Below are 20,598 nucleotides of genomic sequence, written 5' to 3'. Positions count from 1 at the left end.
GATGGCGCGGCGCCCCTGCAAGTTTCCGATTCGATCGCGATGGTGCTGATGTCAGCTTATCGGCCGGCGCTCTTATCCCCGATCACGGACACGACCGGGGCATCCGCGCCATGCCAGGTCTTTCCGCCATCGTGCCCGAATCGATGCCCGGCCTCATCCCATGTCAGCGTGGTAACGGCGTATTTGCCGCGCTCGTAGCCATAGGAAGTACCGTCATCCTGGAAGAGCGTGAACTTCGCATCCGCTCCCGGATACACGTGCACCGCAACGACCTTCTGCGTTTGCTGCGCCCCTGCCCCGTCCGGACCCAGCGGCACGATGCTGCCCGCCCTGACGAACAGCGGCAGGATATCGATGGGCGCATCCACCTCGATCGTCTGGCCGCCACGCAGGCGCTCGTTCGTCCAGTAGTTGTACCAGTCGCAGCCTGCCGGCAAATACACCGTCCGGTGGGTCGCGCCCTGCTCGGTCACGGGCGCCACCAGGAAGGCGGGGCCATACATATATTCGTCGGGAATGTCCGCGACCTTGGGGTCGTTGGGGAAATCCATGAACAGCGCGCGCATGTAGGGCGCGCCGGTCTGGTAGCTGCGATAGGCCGCCGAATACGTATACGGCAGCAGCCGGTAGCGCAGCTTCAGGTATTTCGCCAGAATCGGCTCGGCCTGTTTGCCGTACGACCACACTTCGTTGTGTTTCCTTTCTCCATGTGCGCGCATGACCGGTTGAAAGGTCGCCCATTCGAACCAGCGCACGAACAGCTCAGGATAATCCTCATAGTTGCCGATCGTGTCGCGCGCATCGGAACCATCGATCAGCGGTTGCCGCGTTGCCTTGTAGTCGGCGGGGATGGCCGGCGACATGAAGCCCGCGATATCGGTGTCCCAATACGGCAGCCCGGTGGCGGTGAAATTGAGTCCCGCCGGAACGGATCGCTTGAGCATGTCCCAGCTCGCGGCGATGTCGCTCGACCAGAACACGGTGCCGTTGCGCTGGGCGCCCAGGTAAGCGGCCCGCGCCAGGATCATGACCCTGCGCGCATCGCCGAAATCGCGCCGGAATCCTTCATAGGCTGCGGCGGTATGGAACAACGGGTAGACGTTGTAATAGCGCGAGCCCGGGCCGATCCAGAACACGTCATTGGCGGGATCGACATCCGGTTCGGTCTCGTCCAGCCATAGGTAATCGAATCCCTGCGGCTTGATGTAGCGGTCGCGAATCTGTTGCCAGAACCACTTCGCCGCTTCGGGATTCGTGGTGTCGATGTTCGGGCCGATGATCGTCTTGTACCACCCCTTGTCGGGCTTGCCGTCTCTTCCGCGCACCAGCCAGCCCTTGCTGTCGAGCATGTCGTAGAACAGCGAGCCTTCGGAGAAGTGCGGCCACACGCTCAGCAGCGAGTCCACGCCCATGGCGTGCAGCCGGCTATTCATCGCGGCCGGGTCCGGCCAGCGCGCGGGATCGAGATCCAGATTGCCCTGCCGGGTCATATTGAGGAAATCGACCACCATCACGCCCAGCGGCAGGTTCTTCCGGCGGTATTCCTCGGCGACCGCGAGGATCTCCTCCTGCGTCGCATAGATCGCCTTGCTCTGGATATAGCCGTAGGCCGTGCGGGGCAGCATCTGCGTGACGCCGGTCAACAGGCGGTAGCCCTGGTAGATCTCGTCGGTGCTGTTTCCCGCGATGACGAAATAAGAGATCCGGTCGCCCACTTCCGATGACCACACGTTCTGGCCATTGAAGCCCAGCTGCACGGTGGTCTTGGACGGGTTGTCCCAGACCAGGCCGTAGCCGAGATTGGACACCATGAAGGGTACGCAGACATTCTCTCCGCCCAGCGCGCCATAGTCGTGCCAGCAGCGGACCTCGTGATCGCGCAGGTCCATCCATCCTTGCTGCTGCTGTCCCAGTCCGTAGTAGTGCTCGTTGCCGGGCGAATCGAAGGTGGCGGCGCTGCGGAAGCTCTTTGCTCCCGCGTCCGCCGGCGGCTGCCCCGGCACCATGCTCCAGGTACGCATGCGCAACAGCGGCTTGCCCTCCGCGGTGGTGATGCTCAGGGCGTCGTCGAATTTGTTCGGGTCTTTCCATCCTCCGAAGTATTGCTCGCGCAATGCATGGTTCAGGGCGTCCAGGGGCAGGCCCAGGGAGAGTCCCTGCGTGGCCGGGCGCTCCGGCGCAATGCGAACCACCATCCTCGAGGAGCGGAAGACATCGCCGCCGGCCTCATCGCGTGCATGAGTCCATCCCGGGGACGAAGGCCTGGCTTCGAACCCATAGCCCGGCGATGCCGTCGCGGCTGCGCGGTCGACGCTCAGCGTCACCCGCAGGATATTCGGCGCATAAGGCTCGATGGCGATCGTCCGGCCGTGGCGCTCCAGCACGAAAGGCGCGTCACCGGCGATCGCGGTATCGATTCGCCAGACCAGCAGCAATGCGATGCAGGCGCAGAGAAATGGCTTTCGCGTCACGGAGACAACATCCTTATCCACTGAATTCATCGAAGCACCCAGTGTCCGGCACAAGGCGATGCCTGTTTTTTACGAAATCAGATAATCCATTGAACGATTCTTCGTTTGCGCTTGCCGCATCCCGCCGCGCATCTTGCTGACGCGGCGGGAGATGTTCCGCTGCGATATCCGAGCGCATATCGAAACGTCACGATTGCTTATTGGACGGCCATCGGCACCACCCTAGACTCGGCCACCGCCCCGCGAGCGCTCATTGCAGGGCCCGGACCAGCCTGCACGGCGATATCGGTCGGCAGGCACATGCGTACATGCCATAGGGAATCGCCATGCCGCTGTCTCGCCGCTCTTTTCTGCTGGGAATGACGCTCGGATTGTCCGCGCCCTGCTGGACTCCCCGCCTCGGCCGTGCCGCAGCCGATGCCCCGGCGCCATTTCACCCCGACTGGGACTCCCTGCGCGGCTATGCCGCGCCCGCCTGGTTCCGCGACGCCAAGTTCGGCATCTGGGCGCACTGGACCGCGCAATGCGTGCCCGAACAAGGCGACTGGTATGCGCGCAACATGTATCTGCAGGGTGAGCCGCAGTACGAATACCACTGCCGTACCTATGGCCATCCATCCCAATTCGGCTTCATGGAGCTGGACCATCGATGGAAAGCCGAGCACTGGGATCCGGATGCGCTGATGCGCCTGTACAAGGCGGCCGGCGCGAAGTATTTCGTCGCATTGGCCAATCACCACGACAATTTCGACAATTACGATTCCAGCCATCACGCCTGGAACTCGGTCAAGGTCGGGCCGCGCAAGGACATCGTCGGCGGCTGGGCGCGCGCGGCGCGCGAGCATGGGCTGAGGTTCGGCGTCAGCAATCACTCCGCGCATGCCTGGCACTGGTTCCAGACGGCTTATGGCTACGACGGCGAAGGCCCGCGCGCGGGACAGCGCTACGATGCCGCACGCCTGGCCAAGGCGGATGGACGCGGCACCTGGTGGGAGGGCCTGGATCCGCAGGAGCTGTATACCGGCCCCAACATCGTCATCCCCGATGGCATTCGCGGCGCGGCGGCCGTCAGGCAATGGCATGAGCAGCACGACCGCCCCTGGAACGAAAACCCGCCGCCGCAGAACCCGCGGTTCGTGCGGCAATGGTTCCTGCGCTGCAAGGAGCTGCTCGACAAGTACCGCCCCGACCTGCTGTATTTCGACGACACCGGACTGCCGCTCGGGCAGGCGGGCCTGGACATCGCCGCTTACTATTACAACGCGAACCGGCAATGGCACGACGGCAGGCTCGAGGCCGTGCTCAACGCCAAGGGGCTGGCGCCCGGACAGGTGCCCGCCATGGTGGAAGACATCGAGCGCGGCGTCAGCGATGCGATCCGCCCCCTGCCCTGGCAGACCGACACCTGCATCGGCGACTGGCATTATTCGCGGCGGCTGTTCGAGCAGCACGGTTACAAAAGCGCCGCCACCGTCATCGCGCGCCTGTGCGACATCGTCTCGAAGAACGGCAATCTGCTGCTCAGCATTCCGCTGCGCGGCGACGGCACCATCGATGCGGATGAGCGCGACGTGCTCGAGCAGCTGGCGGCCTGGATGAAGGTCAATGGCGAAGCCATCTTCGGCACGCGCCCGTGGCGAACGTTCGGCGAAGGGCCCACCAAGGTGGCCGCGGGCATGTTCGCGGAGGACAAGGCGGGCGCCTTCACCGGCGACGACATCCGCTACACGGTGAAGGGCGACGTGCTGTTCGCCATCACGCTCGGGCGCCCGTCTTCGCCGCAGCTGGTACTGAAGTCGCTGGGGTCGGCCATGCCGGGCAGCGTCGAGCGGGTAGAGCTGCTTGGCATGCAAGCGCCATTGCGGTTCAAGCGCGACACACAGGGCCTGCGGCTCGAACTTCCGGAGCGCCTGCCCGGCGCCCCTTCCGTGGCGTTCAGGATCATGGGGCGCGGCTTGGGCGTCGCAGGCTGAAGATCCCGCGGCGCGGATCCAATCGCCACCGGTTCGCGTATCGATAGCCATCAGTGAACGCCGGGGCGTCCATGGCATCGATCAGCTGGCGCAATCCCCATCGGCGATGCCGCTTCGCCGAGGCCGCCCTGCTTCTCGCCGTGCTCGGCGCCTGCCCGCTCCGCGCGCATGCGCAGGACCGGCACTACCTTGGCGTCGCCAGCGCGGAAAACGGCTCGGCCGTTCGCTACCGCGAAGAGCACTGGCTGTTCCGCGCCGACGGCGTGGCCACCCGGCTGGTGTTGTATCGCTGCCCTTCCGGCGAGCCCTTCGCACGCAAGCTGGTCTACGAGCGCGGCGATCCGGCCGCGCCCGATTTCGATTTCGAGGACGGACGCGACGGCTACCGCGAAGGCGTGCGGCGCGAAGGCGAGCGCTGGCTGGTCTATGCCCGCGAGCGCGGCGACGCCCCCATGCAGACCCGCCTGCTGCAGGCCATGCCGGACATGGTGGTCGACGCCGGCTTCGATGCCTATGTGCGGGAACACTGGGCGAGCCTTGCCGGCGCCACGCGGCGCGACATCGCCTTCGTGATGCCCAGCCGGCAGGACTATCTGCGCCTGCGCCTGGGCGATGCGCGCGATGCGTGGCTGGACGGCGTCGCCGTGCGCCGGTTCCGGCTGGGCCTTGGCGGCCTGCTCGGCGCGCTCGCCCCGGCGATCGATCTTACCTACACCATGGATGGCCACCTGCTGCGCTTCGAGGGCATCGGCACGATCCGCGACGAGCGGGGGCGCCATGCGTGGGTGCGCATCGATTTTCCCCGTTCGCTCGAACGCGCCGCGCCGCAGCCGGGCGAGGTGGCGGCGGCGCGGACGGTGCCCCTGGTGACGCGCTGCGGCGCCTGAGCCATGCATCCGAACGCCTCGCCGCGGCGTATAGAAGTCACCAACCAGGGATCGACCATGCATCCGATCGCGCCATCTTCCGCAGCCGCCCCTGCCCGCGCCGGCCGATGGGCGACCGCCTTGCGGCGCTGGGTCGATACCTCGGCGCAGGTGACGGACGAGGAAGCCGCGCGTATCGACTGGCTGCGGGCGGCCCCCTTCATCGCGATGCATCTGGCCTGCGCGGCCGTGTTCTGGGTCGGCGTATCCCCGGTGGCGCTGTGGACCGCCGCGCTGCTGTACGCCGTGCGCATGTTCGCGCTGACCGGTTTCTATCACCGCTATTTCTCGCACCGCACGTTCCGCGCCTCGCGCGCCGTGCAGTTCGCGTTCGCCCTGATTGGCGCCTCCTGCGTACAGCGCGGGCCGCTGTGGTGGGCGGCCCACCACCGGCGCCATCACGCCCATGCGGACACCGCGCTGGATCCGCACTCTCCGGGCGTGTTCGGTTTCGTCTGGAGCCACGTGGGCTGGTTCCTCACGCGCGGCGCGTTCCGCACGGAGCTGGAGCGCGTGCCGGACCTGGCCGCCTACCCGGAGCTGCGCTGGCTCGACCGCTACGACACCGTCGTGCCGGTGCTGCTGGCGGCCGGCCTGTACGGCCTGGGCGCCCTGCTGCACGCGGTGGCGCCAGGACTCGGCACCAGCGGCGGGCAGATGCTGGTGTGGGGTTTCTTCGTGTCCACCGTGGTGCTGTTTCATGCGACGGTCACCATCAATTCGCTGGCCCATCGCTTCGGCCGCCGCCGTTTCGACACGCGCGACGACAGCCGCAACAACGTGTGGCTGGCCCTGCTCACGTTCGGCGAAGGGTGGCACAACAACCATCACTACTTTCCGGGCTCCGCCCGCCAGGGTTTCCGCTGGTGGGAGATCGACCTGACCTGGTACGGCCTGTGCCTGCTGGAGCAGCTGGGCCTGGTGCGGGACCTCAAGCCGGTGCCCGCCTGGGTAGCCCGCAAGGCGAGGTACTGAGTGTGCGCATCGCGGTGATCGGTTCGGGCATCAGCGGGCTGGCCAGCGCGTGGCTGCTGTCGCGCGCGCATGACGTCACGCTGTTCGAGGCCGGCGACCGCTTCGGCGGCCACACGCATACGCACGAGGTCGAGCAGGACGGCGAGCGCTACCGGGTGGATAGCGGCTTCATCGTCTTCAACCGCGCGCATTACCCGCTGCTGCACGGTTTGTTCGACGAACTGGGAGTGGCCGCGCGTCCCACCACCATGAGTTTTTCCGTGCAGCACGCCGGCACGGGCCTGGAGTACAACGCGGGCAGCCTCGACGGATTGTTCTGCCAACGCCGCAACCTGTTGTCGCCGCGCTTCCTGGGCATGCTGCGCGACCTGCTGCGGTTCTATCGCGAGGCGCCGGCCCTGCTGGACGGCGGCGACGACGCCCTGGCGCTGGGCGACTATCTGGCACGGCAAGGCTACGGCGCGGCCTTCCGCGACGATCACCTGGTGCCGATGGCGTCCGCGCTGTGGTCCTCCCCCGCGCAGGACATCCTGCGTTTTCCGGCGCGCTACCTGGTGCAGTTCATGGCCAACCACCAGATGCTCCAGGCCAGCGGACGGCCGGCATGGAGCGTCGTGGAAGGAGGGTCCGCCAGCTATGTCCACGCCTTGCGCCGGCGCTGGACGGTGCGCGAGCGCCTCGCCTGCCCGGTCCTTGCCGTGCGGCGCCTCGAGCAAGGCGTGCAGGTGCGCCATCGCCATGGCGTGGAGCTCTACGACCAGCTGGTGATGGCCTGCCACAGCGACCAGGCCTTGCGGCTGCTGGAAGATTCCAGCGAACGCGAGCGCGAGGTGCTGGGCGCCATCGCCTACCAGGCCAACGACACCGTGCTGCATACCGATGCGCGGCTGCTGCCCCGCCGCAGGAAGGCCTGGGCCGCGTGGAATGCCCACGTGCCGGCCGCGGCCGGCGAGGCATGCACGGTGAGCTATTGCATGAACCTGCTGCAGGGCATCCGCTCGCGCGAGCCGTTCGTGGTGACGCTCAATCGCACCAGCGCCATCGATCCGTCCAAGATCCTGCGCCGGATGAGCTACCACCATCCGGTGTACACCGCGGCATCGGTCGCGGCGCAGCGGCGCAAGCCGGAAATCCAGGGCCAGCGGCGCACCTGGTTCGCCGGCGCGTACTGGGGCTGGGGCTTCCATGAAGACGGCATGCGCAGCGCGGTGGACGTGGCGCGCGCGCTTGGCGGCCGGACCGTTCCGGCGCCCGCCGCCGCGGTGCCCGCCTGACATGGCCGGCGCGCTCGCCAGTGCGGTCTACGAGGGTGCGGTGACGCACCGGCGCCTGTTGCCGCGGCGCCATATGTTCCGCTACCGCATGGCCCAGCTTTACCTGGACCTGGACGAGATCGACGCCGCTTTCCGCGGCCGCTGGCTGTGGTCCGCCGGGCGCCGCAACCTGGCCGAGTGGCGGCGCGAGGATTACCTCGATCCGGACGTTCCCTCGCTCGCCCAGGCCGTGCGCGGGCGGCTGAGCCGGGCCAGCGGGCGCGAGGTCCGCGGCCCGGTGCGCATGCTGGCCCATCCGCGCTATGCCGGCTACGTGTTCAATCCGGTCGCCTTCTACTACTGCTATGCCGAGGACGGCGCCACGCTGGATGGCATCGTCGCGGAGATCACCAACACGCCCTGGGGCGAACGCCATGCCTACGTGCTGGACGCGCGCCTCGCCGAACGGCGCGGCCGCAGCCTGGGCTGGTCCTTCGACAAGCGTTTTCACGTGTCGCCCTTCATGGCGATGGAGCGCGAGTACGACTGGCGCTTCACCGCGCCGGCCGACGACCTGCGCGTGCACATGAAGGTGCGGCGCGGGCCCGCCTGCGAGTTCGACGCCACGCTGGATCTGCGCCGCCGTGCGCTGGACGGCGGCGCGCTGGCGCGCGTGCTGTGGCGCTACCCGCTGATGACGGCCCAGGTGATCGGGGCGATCCATTGGCAGGCGCTGCGCCTGTGGCTGAAGCGCATGCCTGTGCACGACCACCCGCGCCTGCGCGAGCGCATCGCTACGCCTGTCCACGGAGACTCGCCATGAACGAACTTGCCAGGACCGCGCCGGCATCCACGGCCGACGGCGCCACCGCCACGGACCGCTTCCTGCGCCGCCGCCTGCTCGATGCGCTGCGCGGGCTGAGGCATGGGCGGCTGGTGGTGCACGACGCGCTGGGCAGCACCGAGTGCGGCGAGCCGGTGGCGGAGCGTCCCGCGCTCAGCGTGCAGGTGGAAGTGCGCGACCTGGGTTTCTACCGCGCCCTGGCCTTCCAAGGCAGCGTCGGCGCCGGCGAAGCGTACGGCGACGGGCAATGGCATTGCGACGATCTGGTCGCGCTGGTGCGGCTGCTGGTGCGCAACCGCGACCTGCTCGACGGCATGGAGAGCGGTACCGCCCGCCTGGGAGGCCTGCTGCTGCGCGCATGGCATGCCCTGCGCGCCAACAGCCGGGCCGGCAGCCGGCGCAACATCGCCGCGCATTACGACCTGGGCAACGATTTCTTCGGCCTGTTCCTGTCGGCGGACCTGATGTACTCATCGGCGCTGTGGACGCAGCCGGACGACACGCTCGAGCAGGCGTCCACCCGCAAGCTGGAGGTGATCTGCCGCAAGCTGGACCTGCGCCCGGGCGACCGCGTGATCGAGATCGGCACCGGCTGGGGCGGTTTCGCGCTGCACGCGGCGCGCCACTACGGCTGCCACGTCACCACCACCACGATCTCGCGCGAGCAGCATGCGCTGGCGGCCGCCCGCATCGCCGAGGCCGGCCTGCAGGATCGCGTGACGCTGCGGCTGGACGACTACCGCGACCTGGCCGGGCGCTACGACAAGCTGGTTTCGATCGAGATGATCGAGGCGATCGGCGCGGAGTATCTGGATACCTATTTCGCCAGGCTCGGCGCGCTGCTCGAACCGCACGGCATGGCGCTGATCCAGGCCATCACCATCGAAGACCACCGCTACGAACAGGCGCTGGCCTCGGTGGATTTCATCAAGCGGCATATTTTCCCCGGCAGCTTCATTCCCTCGCTGGCCGCCATGCTGCAGGCCAAGAGCCGCGCGGCCGACCTGGCGCTGGTGCACCAGGAGGACTTCGGCCTGTCGTATGCCATGACCCTGCACGCATGGCGCGAGCGCTTCATGGCGCGCCTGGCCGACGCGCGCGCGCTGGGCCTCGACGAGCGCTTCCTGCGCCTGTGGGAGTTTTACCTGGCCTATTGCGAAGGCGGTTTCCTGGAGCGTTCGATCGGCGTCTCCCACCTGCTGCTGGCCAAGCCCGGCGCGCGGCCGCCGGCGCCGCGCTGGGGCGCGCGCGCGGAGGACGGGCCGGCATGAGCTTCTGGGGCAATCTGCTCGGCTACCAACTGGTGTGGCTGCTCGCGGTGGGTGGCGCGGCGCATGGGCGGGCCTGGCCCGGCGTGGCCGGCGCGTGCGCGTTCGTGGCGTGGCAGGCGCTGGGTTCCGCGCAGCCGCTGGTCGAATGGCGGCTTGCCGCGCTGGCCATGGCCTGCGGGCTGGCCGTGGACGGTGTCATGGCGTACTGCGTCTGGGTGCGTTATGCCGCGGCCTCGCCGGCGCTTCCGCCCGGAGCGCCGCTGTGGATCGAAGCCTTGTGGGCCGCCTTCGCGATGACCCTCAACGGCTCGCTGGCCATCGCCAAGCGGCACGCCTGGCTCGCGGCCGTGCTGGGAGGCCTGGGCGCGCCCGCCGCCTATTACGCCGCGTCGGGGCGGGCGTTGACGGTAGCGGAGCCGTCCTGGCGCGCCTGGCTCTGGCTCGCCGCGGGCTGGGCCATCGCCCTGCCCTTGCTGGCCGGCCGCGCCAGGCAATGGTCGCTGCGCGCCGCGGCGGGGGCGCCATGAGCGCGCCGGCGTGGTCGCCGTGGCTGCAGCTGGGCGTGCTGGCGGCGGCGATGGCGCTGCTGATGGCCGCGGGCTGGCGCTGGCAGCGGCGCCATCGCAACGCCGGCATCGTCGACGTGCTGTGGGCCGGCGGCCTTGCGTTCGCGGCGCTGCTGGCCGGAGCGACCGGCAGCGGCTCGCCGACCGCTCGCCTGGCCGCGGCCGTGCTCGGCGGCAGCTGGGGCTGCCGGCTGGCGTGGCATCTGTGGCGCCGGGTGCGCAAGGAGCCGGAGGACGGCCGCTACCGCCATCTGCGCGCGCACTGGCAGGGGCACCAGGGCAAGTTCTTTCTGTTCTTCCAGGCGCAGGCCCTGCTGGTGCTGCTGTTCGCGCTGCCGTTCGTGGCGGTCGCCGCGGCGCCCGCGGACGGATTCTCGCCATGGTTCGCCGGCGGCGTCGCCCTATGGGTGGCCGGCGTGCTCGGCGAAAGCGTGGCCGACCGCCAGCTGGCCCGCTTCCGCGCCGATCCGCGCCACCGCGGCAAGACCTGCCGCGAGGGGTTGTGGCGATATTCGCGGCATCCGAATTACTTCTTCGAATGGCTGCACTGGTTCGCCTATCCGGCACTCGCCGCCGGCTCGCCCTGGGCCTGGGCGGCGTGGCTGGGGCCGGTCGTGATGTATGTCTTCCTGCGCTGGTTCAGCGGCGTGCCGTTCACCGAGGCGCAGGCGCTGCGCTCGCGCGGCGAGGACTATCGCGACTACCAGCGCCGCACGCCCATGCTCATTCCCTGGTTTCCCCGTTCACCTGACCGCAGGAGCGAATCATGAGCGCCTCCGTGCTCGATACCCGCGAACTGGCCGCCGACCGCCCCGCCCCCGGCCTGCTGGGACTGGCCGAGCGCGGCCTGCTGCCGGACGCGCTGATCCGCGCCGGCATCCGCCGCCTGTGCGCGCAGCGCCTGCGCGAACTGCATGCCGGCAGCGTGGAAGTGGCGCACGCACGGCAGACGCTGCTGCTGGATACCTGGCGCGAAGGGCCGATCGCCATCCATGCCGACGCCGCGAATGCCCAGCATTACGAGCTGCCCGCGGCTTTCTTTCAGTATTGCCTGGGGCCCCAGCTGAAATATTCCAGCTGCTACTACCCCGAAGGCAGCGAGACGCTGGCGCAGGCCGAGACCTGCATGCTGGAGCGCTACGGCCAGTGCGCCGAGCTGCGCGACGGCCAGGACATCCTGGAACTGGGCTGCGGCTGGGGCTCGCTCACCTTGTGGATGGCCGCGCGCTATCCGCGCGCACGCATCACCGCCGTATCCAACTCCAGCTCGCAGCGCGCCCATATCGAAGCCTGCTGCGCGGCGCGCGGCCTGCGCAATGTGCGCGTGCTGACCTGCGACGTGAGCCGCCTTGCGCTGGAAGCGGCCAGCTACGACCGCTGCGTGTCGGTGGAAATGTTCGAGCACGTGCGCAATCACGGCCTGCTGATGCGCCGCATCGCCTCCTGGCTGCGTCCGGGCGGAAAATTGTTCGTGCACATCTTCGCGCACCGGGACACGGCCTATCCGTTCGATACCGAGGGCGAGGACAACTGGATGGGGCGCCACTTCTTCACCGGCGGACTGATGCCCGCGGTGGACACGCTGCTGCACTATCAGCGCGGGCTGCATCTGGAACGGCGCTGGCTGCTCGACGGCACGCATTACCAGCGCACCGCCGAGCACTGGCTGGCCAACCAGGACCGGCATCACGAACCGGTGCTGCGCATCCTGCAGGGCGCTTACGGCAAGGCGGCCGCGCCGCTGTGGTTCCAGCGCTGGCGGATGTTCTGGATGGCCTGCGCGGAGTTGTTCGGCTACGCGGGAGGCCAGGCCTGGCTGGTGGCCCATTACCGCTTCGTGCGCGACGCCTGACGCCGCCGGAGCATCCGATGCGCATCCCCATCGCCGCCCTGTTCGCCGCCTGCGTGGCCGCGGTCGCTCTGCCCGGCTGCGTGGCGCAGCCACCGCTGCCGCGTGCCGCCGACGTCGACCTGGACCGCTTCATGGGCGACTGGTACGTGATCGCCTCGATCCCGACCTGGCTGGAGCGCGATGCATACAACGCGGTGGAGTCGTACGCCCGCCTGCCGGACGGCCGCATCCAGACCACCTTCCGCTACCGCGCCGGCGGCTTCGGCGGCGCCGCGAAGGCGATGCATCCGGTCGGCACGGTGCGGGCCGGAACCGGCCGGGCCGAATGGGGCATGCAGTTCGTCTGGCCGGTCAAGGCGCAATACGTGATCGCCTGGCTCGACCCCGGCTACCGCGAGGTGATCGTCGCGCGCAGCAAGCGCGACTACGTCTGGATCATGGCCCGCACACCCGCGCTGGACGACGCGCGCTACGCCGCGCTGGTGCGGCGCGTCGCTGCCATGGGTTACGACGTTTCCAGGCTGCGCCGCGTGCCGCAGCGCTGGCCGGCGCAGTGAGCGCGCTGGCCAGGGACTGCATCCAGAAGCGGCGCGGCGGCGTAGAAGGAGAAAGCGGCCTGCGCGCGGGCCGCCAGCGACGGCGGCCCGCGCGGCCGCCTCCAGGCAGCCAGCCCCATGGTTAAGATGAGCAGCGATCCGGCAACCACGAAGGTGACGCCTCTGAGGGCGCAACGATCCTTGTCCACGCCAGCCAGCCAAGCCAATGCCGATGCGCAGTACTGGGCCGAACAGATGGCGGCCGTGGCCCTGCGCCGGGATATGGATTGCTTCATGCGCATCTACGACCACTTCGCGCCGCGCCTGCAGCGCTACCTGCTGGGCATGGGCGTGAGCGCGGCGCGCGCCGAGGAACTGGTGCAGGAGGCGCTGCTGCGCCTGTGGCGGCGCGCCGAATCGTTCGATCCGGCGCGGGCCGGCCTGGCGACCTGGCTGTTCCGCGTGGCGCGCAATCTGTACATCGACAGCCTGCGCGGCGAACCGCACTGGCTGCCGATGCAGGAAGGCCTCGATTGGCTGGACGAGCAGGCGCCCGCCGATGCCGGCTCCAGCGCCGAGGCATTCGCCGATCACGCCGGCCTGAAGCGTGCCATCGACAGCCTGCCGCCGGTGCAGGCCAGGCTTATCCGCATGTCGTATTTCGAAGCCAAGAGCCACAGCGAGATCGCGCACGAGCTTGGCATGCCGCTGGGTTCGGTAAAGTCCTCGCTGCGGCGCGCGTTCGCCAAGCTGCAGGCCGGCCTGGGAGGCGTGCCGTGAGGCCGAATCATCACCTCGATGCCGCCACGCTGCTGGGCTATTCGGCCGGCGCCCTGCCGGCGGCTTTCATGGCGGTGGCCGCCACCCACCTGAGCCTTTGCCAGGTCTGCCGCGAGCGCCTGCGCCAGGCCGACCGCATCGGCGGAGCGCTGATGCAGCAGCAGGAGCCGGCGCCGCTTTCCGCGGGTGCGCGCGAGGCCATGCGCGCGCGGCTGGCGCAGTTGCCGCCGGCGCAGCCGCCGGTCCCGCCCGCGGCTGCCGCTGCGTCCGATCACGACCGCCTGCCCTTGCCCCTGCGGCCTTATTTCGGCGAAACCTTCAGCGGGCTGCGCTGGCGCACCATCGGTCCCGGCGTGCACCACATCCGCGGCCCGCGCATGGAGGGCGGCGACCTGATGCTGTTGCGCATCGCCCCTGGCCGCAGCGTGCCGCTGCACAGCCATGGCGCGAACGAGCTGACGGTGGTGCTGCGCGGCGCCTACGACGACCTGCTTGGGCATTTCGCGCCGGGCGATGCCGCCGACCTCGATGGCGACACCGAGCACCAGCCCGTCACCTCGCCCGGCGTGCCGTGCATCTGCGTGGCGGCGACCGATGCTCCGCTGCGTTTTTCCGGCTGGCTGGCCCGCACGCTGCAGCCCTTGTTCAAGCTCTAGCGGCGCGGCGGAACCCGGCATGGCCAGCGGCTGGTTTCTCCATCGCGAATGGACTGCAGGAGCTTGTGCGCGCGGTAGCTCAGCTGGATGGCCAGCGGGCGACCCGCCAGCACCATGCGGTATGAAAAATAACTCGTATGGCCCGGCGGCACGGGCATCAGGTAGCCGCGCATGAGCAGGCTCGCTGCTGGCGCGCTCGCCAGGATCAGCGGCGAGTCCTGCTCGATCTGGCTGTGTTCGATTTGGCCGTGTTCGATTTGGCCGTGTTCGATTTGACCGCGTTCAATTTGACCATGCTCGATTTGGCCGCGCTCGATTTGACCATGCTCGATTTGGAGCAGCAGTTCCACTTCTGCCTGGGTCAGTCCGGTCGGAGCGGCGTCGGGTGGCATGGCGCGGTCCATGGCGTAGCGCGGCGCAGGCGGGAAAGGCGCCGGCTCGCCGCGACCCGTCGCGCCCTGCCCTTGCTTACGGCGCCCGGCGGAAAACGGATGCCGCGCCGCCGCGCTTTTACCGCCCGACGACCTTGGCCAGTCCCGCCACTTTCCGGTTGAAGGCGGCATCGCCGCCGGTCGCGCTCAAAGTGCCTGACGCCTGGTTCCAATGCAGCTGCGTCGTGGTGCTTGCGCCGCGCTCGTAGCCGTACGTGCCGCCGTCGTCGTCGTAAAGCGCAAAGCCGGCGTCCTTGCCCGGATACACGCGGATCTCGGCGATCGGCTGTTTCGTCGCGGTCGACGGGATATCCGAGCCCAGCGGCACGATGGAGCCGGCGCGGACGAAAACCGGGATCTGATCGATGGGAGCGGCCACCTTGACCCAGCGCCCGCCGGCCAGCTTTTCGCCGGTCCAGAAGTTGTACCAGTCGCTGCCGGCGGGCAGGTATACATCCTTCTCCGTCTGGCCCTGCTCGGTGACCGGCGCCACCAGGAAGGCGGGGCCGAACATGTATTCCGTGCCCAGGTCGGCGACTTGCGCATCGTGCGGGAAATCCATCCACAGCGGACGCATGAACGGCGCGCCGGTGTCGTAGGTGTTCCTGGCCTGGCTGTAGATGTAGGGGATCAGCCGATAACGGAGCTGGTCGTACTTCGCCATGATCGCTTCGGCCTGGCGGCCGAAGGCCCAGATTTCCGTGTGCCTGCGGTCGCCGTGCAGGCGCAGCGTCGGCAGGAAGGTGCCGTACTCGAACCAGCGCGTGAGCAGCTCGGGGTAGTCGTCGTTCCGGCCCACCGTGTCGCGCGCGTCGGAAGGATCGAGCAGCGGCGCCTTGCTGGCGCGGGTGGTCTGCGGCAGCGCCTGCCAGCCGCCGATATCGTTGCCCCAGTAGGCGATGCCGGACGCGGTCATGTTGAGGCCGGTGGGAATCTGGCGCTGCAAGGCTTCCCAGCTGGGATCGATATCCGACGACCAGAACAGCGCGCCGGTACGCTGCGAGCCGAGATAGGCGGCGCGCGAAAGAATCAGCACGCGCTCGTCCGGTTTCCACGCGCGCATGCCCTGCGCCACGCCTTCGACGTGCACCAGCGGGAACAGGTTGTGATAGCGATCGCCCGAGCCGATCGAATAGAAGTAACCGTCCGGCACCAGGTCCGGCTCGGTCTCGTCGAGCCATGGATAGTCGAAGCCATGCGCGAGGATGTTGTCGCGCGCATGCTCCCAGAACCACTGCCGCGCCGCCGGATGGGTGGCATCGAGCAGCGCGCCGGCGCGATCCGAGCGGAACGCCAGGCCGTCGACCGTCCTGCCGTTCCGGTCCTTCAGCAGGTAGCCCTTGGCATCGAGCTCGCCGAAATAGCGGCTGGAGCGCTCGAAGCGCGGCCAGATCGAGACGATCGATTTCAGCCCCGCGTCGTGCAGCTGCCGGTTCATGGCGTCCGGATCGGGGAACTCCGCCGGATTGATGTCCAGCTGGCCCATGCGCGTCCAGTAGAACCAGTCGAGCACCATCACGTCGAGCGGATAGTTCTTTTCGCGATACGTCCGCGCCACGCGCAGGATCTCGGCCTGGCTGTCGTAGCGCGCCTTGGACTGGATCAGGCCGAAGGCTGCCTTCGGCGGAATCGGCGTCTTGCCCGTGACCCGGGCGTAGGCGGAGTAGATGGCCTCGGGCGTGTCGCCCGTCACCACGAAGAAGCTGACGCGCTCGCCCACCTTCGACTGGAAACTGGTGCGGCCGCGGATGCCCGCGACGAAGCGCGTATCCGAAGGGTTGTCCCAGATGATGCCGTAGCCCTTCGACGACACCATGAACGGCACGCAGACGGTTTCGCCCGCGGGCGCGTCGTACCAGTGCCGGCAGTCGATGACGCGGCCGCGCAGGTCGAGCGGGCCGAGGCTGTCCTGGTTCTGGCCCATGCCGTAATAGTGTTCGCCGGCCGGCGCCGCGAAGCTCGCGCCCACCTGGTAGGTCGCCTCGCCTGCCACTTCGTGCGGGGACATTTCCCAACCGGTCATGTCGACGACGGTGGCGCCGCTGGCGTTCCTTACCTGCAGGCGCACCGGCGCCAGTTCGGGCGCGAAGTAGCGCTCCATGGTGCCGGGGGTGTGCGGCGGCGGCGCCGCATCCACGTGCAGGCTGAGCGCGGAAGAGGCAAACGTATCGCCGCTTCGATCCTGCATGTGCCGGAACGCCGATGCGTCGGCATGGCCGGCAAGAATCCCGTAGCCCGGGGGCTGCAGCGCCTGCGCCTTGTCGGCGGCGATCGTGATGTGGACCGCGTTGGGGCCATACGCTTCGACGCTGACCCAGGCGCCATGCCGGTCGAGCGTGGCGACGGGCGCCGCGTGCGCGGCGGTGAACGCCGCGGCGAAAGACAAGGACAGGCCGAGCACGGCAAGTTGGCAGTTCCGCACGAAGTTCCCTCAGCGTCAGCACCGGCATCCGCATCGCCTGGCGTGCGGCCGAATGCGGGTTTCTAACATGCCGGGGCGGCAGTTCAGCCGCCCCGCCCCGGCCGGCTGGGTAAATTCGTTACGCCTGTTGCGAGATTTAGCAAAGGCGCGAAGGGGACGGCGCTGACATCAGAACCGCCAGCGCAATCCCGCGGCGGCACGCCATCCGCCGGCGACCACGTCGGTACGCGACGAGCGCCCCGCTTCGGCAAAGGCACTCCATGCCTGGCCGAACGCCAGCCGCACGCCCGCGGTGGCTTCGCCGGCCGTGTCGTGCCGCGTCGGCAGCGCCACCGGCAGCGAGCCGCCGTCCAGCGATGCGGTGAAGTCGGGCCGGCTGCCGACGGTGTGGACCACGCCCAGGCGCACATAGGCCTCGCCGCCGACGCCGCCCGTCCAGGTAAAGGCCTGCCCTGCCAGCACGCCGGCGCGCGACTGGAAGGTGCGGTTGTGTCCCACCTCGAAGCGCACGCGATCGCTGGCGGTGTAGCTGCTGGGGCCGAGCGTGCCGTATGCGGCCTGGACCTGCGGCTCGATATAGGCGCCGCCGCCCAACTGAAAACGGCGGCCCGCGCGGACGCTGACGCTCGCGGCGTGCGTGTCGTAGCGGCCGGAGGCGGTGCCGAAGCTGTCTCTCGATACGTAGCTGTCGCGCAGCCGGCCGACGCGCGCCGCCGCATCGGCAAACCAGCCGTCACGCGTGTTCCAGGTGCCATAGGCGCCCACGGCGTTGCCGCGCAGGTCGGCGTTGCCGCTCTGGAAGGTGGCGCGCGATTGCGCATGCGTGTAGAGCAGGCCCACCGCGCCGTGCCCGCCGTCGAACGGCACGCCCCATTCGACGCCTGCCGAGGCGCTGGTGGCGTTCTGCCGATAGGTGCTTCCTTGGTTGTCGTCGCCTCTCAGCTCGCCGCCGTCGGCATCGGCCCAGAAGGTCGCGTCCGTTGCCGCCCCGTCGGTGCGCAAGGCCTCGCTGCGGCGTGCGATGGCGCGCTCGTCGGGCTGCCACAGGTTGGCCATGGCCAGTGCGGCGTCGGCAGCGACCAGGACTCCGGTCGAAGCTGTGATCGCCGGAGGCGCGCCCGTCCCTGCGGGCGGCACGGGTGTGCCGGCGGGATTGCCGGAGGCGGGCGGCGTGCCGCTGCCGGTTCCGCTTCCAGTTCCAGAATTACCGGAGCCGCCGCCGGTCGAGCCTCCCGGTGTCGAGCCGCCTGGAGTCGAGCCGCCCGGTGTCGATCCACCCGGAGTCGAGCCGCCGGGAGTGGAACCACCCGTGCCCGCGATATCGATACCGGTGAGCAGCAGCTGCTTGCCGTCCGCGCTGAGCTGTACGCGCGGCACGTAGGTAAAACGCGCCAGCGCGTTCTCGTAAGTGGCGCTCCACTGCCCCGCCACGCCGGCGACCGATTGGAACGCCGCCTTGCCGCCGGCCGCGGCGCTGGCGTCGACGACGACGATGGGCTGGGCCGCCGCGATGGTGGTGCCGTTCTGCAATGCCGCGGCGCTCACCCAGGAGGCGTCGTCCAGCACCGGGTCGTAGGCGATGCGCAGCTTCTGGGTGCCCGTGGCGTTGAATGTCGTGATGCCGGCGCCGAAGCTCACCTTGTCCGCCTGCGCGTTGCGGATGTCGCTCAGCAGCGTGAAGGTGGCGCCGTCCGCGAGATTCACCGTGGCGCCGCCGGTGGAGCTGTCGACGCTAAGGCTGCGCAGGCTGTGCGCGGGCACGCTGCCCGGCGCGAACGCCCCCCAGCTCGCCGCCAGGTCGATCGCGCCACCGTTGCCGAGCGAGAGGCTGCCGGCGCCGAAATCGCTGGCGAGCGTGCCGGTGCCGGTGGGCATCCAGCGGGCGCCGTTGGCGAAGCTCAGGATGGGCACGCCTGCGTTATAGGTGTACACGCCTCTGTTGCCGCTGGCAGGGATCACGCCGCTGCCGCCGAGCACCATGCCCTTGAGGAACGACGCACTATCGTTGAAGTTCACCTGGGTGGTGGCGGTGTACTGCTTGCCGGCGGCATTGATCAGGTTGCGCGTCAGCACGTCGCCATCCAACTTGACGGACTGCCCGCCAGCCTGGTTGACGCTTAGCGTGCTTTGGGTTTGCCACCAATCACCCCCTATGTTCCATATGGCATAGCGAGCACCGCTGCCGGTGTTGCTCACGGCCACGTCCAGGCCGCCGGCCATGGTGAGCGTGCCGCCGTCGTTGTAAATGCCGTAGACGTCACACGTTTTGCAGTCCACGCTCGCGCGCAGCACCGCCGTCTTCGCGGCATTGGTAAAGGTCATCACGCTACTGTTGGTGACCGCGAAGCTCGTGCTGACGCCGCTGACGCGCGCGTCGACGGCGCCGTCCAGCGTCATGGAGCCGTAGGTGTGCCCGTACGAGTTGCCCAGCGCGGTGGGCGATCCGTACGGCGTGTAGTCGGTGTGGCTGACCACCGTCACTTTCACGTCGCCGCCGGCATGAAAGCGCGCGGAGGCATGGGTAGCGACGATACCCAGGGCGGAGCGCGGTCCGTCGGAAGTGACGGTGGTGTTGCCCGTCACATAGATCGTGCCCTGGTTGCGGATGCCCATCACCGTCGAGCCGTTCGAGGTGGCGGCGATATTCAGATCGCCATTGACGGTGATCCGCGTGTTGACGTTGTCGTTGTAAATGCCCTGGACGGTGTCGTTGGGCCAGTCGCCGTAGCTGACGATGCCCAGGTTGCCGTTGAACACCACGTTGCCGGTGCCGCCGCCGGAGTTATAGATGCCGGCGGTATTGGTGCCGCGTCCGTGCGTGACGATGTTGGTGTCGCCGTTGACGGTCAGGAAGCCGCGGTAGATCCACAGGCCCTGGCTCCAGTCCGCGCCTTTGGTCGTAACGTCCAGCTTGCCGTTGAAGACGGCCGTCGACCGGTCAAGGTGCAGACCCCGCGCCTCCGATCCACCCACCCACACCCCGTTGACGACGCGGGCCCGGTCATCCGCCTGCGCGGTGAGCGAGGTGTTGCCGTTCACCGTCAGGTATTCGCCCGCGCCCATGTCGATGGCATGGGCGGTGCCGTGCACGCCGGGCCAGGGTGTCTCCGGGCGGTCGACGGACACTGCCAGTGCGCCCTTGCCGTCGGCGTCCACCTGCAGCACCACCTTGGGCGTGCCGCTTTGCAGGCTGATGGCGCTGACGCTGTCCGTGCCGGTCGTGGTCGTGCTGATGCTGTCGCCGCCGGCCAGGCGATAGACCAGGTTGCCGTTGGCGTCGGTGCTGCTCGAGTAGGCGGTGTCCGCGTTGGTGCCGGTGAGCACGGTGGTGTAGTTGGTGGCCGCGCGCGCCTTCGCGGCGCTCAGCGCGGCCAGCCCCGCCAGCACGGAGAGCGGCAGCACCGAGCGGCGCTGCCGGAGCTGCTGCCGTTGCCGCGCATGCGCGTAGTGCTCGGCGATGGAGTGCCGCCACGCTTCGGGCAGCTGCGCGAAAAGCTCCGGCTCGCGCCGGTAATGCAGCCAGAGCGCGATGCTCGCTTCGTCTTGCTTGTTCACTGTCGTACCCCTGTCGCAGATCAAGCGCCGCCGTCGCCGGCCGCGCAGACCGGACGCAAAAAGCATGTGTTGATGTCCGGCGGATAA

Annotated in this window: 16 protein-coding genes; 12 read left to right on the top strand and 4 right to left on the bottom strand. The window is 68.8% G+C overall.

Features of this window, described 5'->3' with window-relative positions:
* Positions 1–56: 56 nt before the first annotated feature.
* Positions 57–2,501: a TIM-barrel domain-containing protein gene (locus FHW85_RS03820; protein WP_168647400.1), complete on the bottom strand. Its 2,445-nt coding sequence runs from the start codon at positions 2,499–2,501 to the stop codon at positions 57–59.
* A gap of 296 nt (positions 2,502–2,797) precedes the next feature.
* Between FHW85_RS03820 and FHW85_RS03815 the strand changes: the two genes are divergently transcribed.
* From FHW85_RS03815 to FHW85_RS03760, 12 genes are all read left to right on the top strand, one after another.
* Complete coding sequence (locus tag FHW85_RS03815; protein ID WP_168647399.1) at positions 2,798–4,444, top strand: alpha-L-fucosidase; 1,647 nt, start codon at positions 2,798–2,800, stop codon at positions 4,442–4,444.
* Between the two features lie 71 nt (positions 4,445–4,515).
* A complete protein-coding gene (locus FHW85_RS03810; protein WP_168647398.1) occupies positions 4,516–5,331 on the top strand; it encodes a hypothetical protein in 816 nt (271 codons plus the stop codon).
* A 57-nt stretch (positions 5,332–5,388) separates the two neighbouring features.
* Positions 5,389–6,345 carry an acyl-CoA desaturase gene (locus FHW85_RS22285; protein ID WP_168647698.1) on the top strand — a complete coding sequence of 319 codons (957 nt, stop codon included), beginning with the start codon at positions 5,389–5,391 and terminating at the stop codon, positions 6,343–6,345.
* Between the two features lie 2 nt (positions 6,346–6,347).
* Positions 6,348–7,619: an FAD-dependent oxidoreductase gene (locus tag FHW85_RS22280; protein WP_168647397.1), complete on the top strand. Its 1,272-nt coding sequence runs from the start codon at positions 6,348–6,350 to the stop codon at positions 7,617–7,619.
* A gap of 1 nt (position 7,620) precedes the next feature.
* Entirely contained in the window at positions 7,621–8,421 is an 801-nt protein-coding gene (locus FHW85_RS03795; protein WP_168647396.1) for a DUF1365 domain-containing protein, read from the top strand.
* Positions 8,418–9,713, top strand: coding sequence for a cyclopropane-fatty-acyl-phospholipid synthase family protein (locus FHW85_RS03790; protein WP_168647395.1), 1,296 nt, complete (start codon positions 8,418–8,420; stop codon positions 9,711–9,713). Before FHW85_RS03795 ends, FHW85_RS03790 begins: the two co-directional genes overlap by 4 nt.
* A complete protein-coding gene (locus FHW85_RS03785) occupies positions 9,710–10,240 on the top strand; it encodes a DUF2878 domain-containing protein (RefSeq protein ID WP_168647394.1) in 531 nt (176 codons plus the stop codon). Before FHW85_RS03790 ends, FHW85_RS03785 begins: the two co-directional genes overlap by 4 nt.
* The gene (locus FHW85_RS03780; RefSeq protein ID WP_168647393.1) at positions 10,237–11,049 is read left to right on the top strand and encodes a DUF1295 domain-containing protein; all 813 of its coding nucleotides are present in this window, start codon (positions 10,237–10,239) and stop codon (positions 11,047–11,049) included. Before FHW85_RS03785 ends, FHW85_RS03780 begins: the two co-directional genes overlap by 4 nt.
* Complete coding sequence (locus tag FHW85_RS03775) at positions 11,046–12,131, top strand: class I SAM-dependent methyltransferase (RefSeq protein ID WP_168647392.1); 1,086 nt, start codon at positions 11,046–11,048, stop codon at positions 12,129–12,131. The genes FHW85_RS03780 and FHW85_RS03775 overlap by 4 nt, the downstream gene beginning before the upstream one ends.
* A 17-nt stretch (positions 12,132–12,148) precedes the next feature.
* Positions 12,149–12,688, top strand: a complete 540-nt coding sequence (locus FHW85_RS03770; protein ID WP_168647391.1) for a lipocalin family protein — start codon at positions 12,149–12,151, stop codon at positions 12,686–12,688.
* Positions 12,689–12,814: 126 nt separating this feature from the next.
* Positions 12,815–13,447, top strand: a complete 633-nt coding sequence (locus FHW85_RS03765; protein ID WP_167257362.1) for a sigma-70 family RNA polymerase sigma factor — start codon at positions 12,815–12,817, stop codon at positions 13,445–13,447.
* Entirely contained in the window at positions 13,444–14,103 is a 660-nt protein-coding gene (locus FHW85_RS03760; RefSeq protein ID WP_168647390.1) for a ChrR family anti-sigma-E factor, read from the top strand. The genes FHW85_RS03765 and FHW85_RS03760 overlap by 4 nt, the downstream gene beginning before the upstream one ends.
* On the opposite strand, the gene FHW85_RS03755 is transcribed toward FHW85_RS03760, so the two are convergent.
* The 3 genes from FHW85_RS03755 to FHW85_RS22535 form a co-directional block, all read right to left on the bottom strand.
* Positions 14,100–14,495 (bottom strand): hypothetical protein, encoded by a 396-nt coding sequence (locus tag FHW85_RS03755; RefSeq protein WP_168647389.1) that lies wholly within the window; start codon positions 14,493–14,495, stop codon positions 14,100–14,102. The genes FHW85_RS03760 and FHW85_RS03755 overlap by 4 nt on opposite strands.
* Before the next feature lie 118 nt (positions 14,496–14,613).
* Positions 14,614–16,956, bottom strand: a complete 2,343-nt coding sequence (locus FHW85_RS03750; RefSeq protein ID WP_168647388.1) for a glycoside hydrolase family 31 protein — start codon at positions 16,954–16,956, stop codon at positions 14,614–14,616.
* A gap of 168 nt (positions 16,957–17,124) precedes the next feature.
* Positions 17,125–20,511 (bottom strand): autotransporter outer membrane beta-barrel domain-containing protein, encoded by a 3,387-nt coding sequence (locus FHW85_RS22535; RefSeq protein ID WP_168647387.1) that lies wholly within the window; start codon positions 20,509–20,511, stop codon positions 17,125–17,127.
* Positions 20,512–20,598 lie beyond the last annotated feature (87 nt).

The organism is Dyella sp. SG609, from assembly GCF_012275375.1.
Classification (GTDB): Bacteria; Pseudomonadota; Gammaproteobacteria; order Xanthomonadales; family Rhodanobacteraceae; genus Dyella_D; species Dyella_D marensis.
Note: the sequence above shows the minus strand (reverse complement) of the source record. Positions and strands in the feature narration are given on the sequence as shown.

What these genes read in the sequence shown, in the direction of transcription:
- FHW85_RS03820 (WP_168647400.1), bottom strand. Translation starts at nt 2,501, where the DNA reads ATGAATTCAGTGGATAAGGATGTTGTCTCCGTGACGCGAAAGCCATTT.
- FHW85_RS03815 (WP_168647399.1), top strand. Translation starts at nt 2,798, where the DNA reads ATGCCGCTGTCTCGCCGCTCTTTTCTGCTGGGAATGACGCTCGGATTG.
- FHW85_RS03810 (WP_168647398.1), top strand. Translation starts at nt 4,516, where the DNA reads ATGGCATCGATCAGCTGGCGCAATCCCCATCGGCGATGCCGCTTCGCC.
- FHW85_RS22285 (WP_168647698.1), top strand. Translation starts at nt 5,389, where the DNA reads ATGCATCCGATCGCGCCATCTTCCGCAGCCGCCCCTGCCCGCGCCGGC.
- FHW85_RS03795 (WP_168647396.1), top strand. Translation starts at nt 7,621, where the DNA reads ATGGCCGGCGCGCTCGCCAGTGCGGTCTACGAGGGTGCGGTGACGCAC.
- FHW85_RS03790 (WP_168647395.1), top strand. Translation starts at nt 8,418, where the DNA reads ATGAACGAACTTGCCAGGACCGCGCCGGCATCCACGGCCGACGGCGCC.
- FHW85_RS03785 (WP_168647394.1), top strand. Translation starts at nt 9,710, where the DNA reads ATGAGCTTCTGGGGCAATCTGCTCGGCTACCAACTGGTGTGGCTGCTC.
- FHW85_RS03780 (WP_168647393.1), top strand. Translation starts at nt 10,237, where the DNA reads ATGAGCGCGCCGGCGTGGTCGCCGTGGCTGCAGCTGGGCGTGCTGGCG.
- FHW85_RS03775 (WP_168647392.1), top strand. Translation starts at nt 11,046, where the DNA reads ATGAGCGCCTCCGTGCTCGATACCCGCGAACTGGCCGCCGACCGCCCC.
- FHW85_RS03770 (WP_168647391.1), top strand. Translation starts at nt 12,149, where the DNA reads ATGCGCATCCCCATCGCCGCCCTGTTCGCCGCCTGCGTGGCCGCGGTC.
- FHW85_RS03765 (WP_167257362.1), top strand. Translation starts at nt 12,815, where the DNA reads ATGAGCAGCGATCCGGCAACCACGAAGGTGACGCCTCTGAGGGCGCAA.
- FHW85_RS03755 (WP_168647389.1), bottom strand. Translation starts at nt 14,495, where the DNA reads ATGCCACCCGACGCCGCTCCGACCGGACTGACCCAGGCAGAAGTGGAA.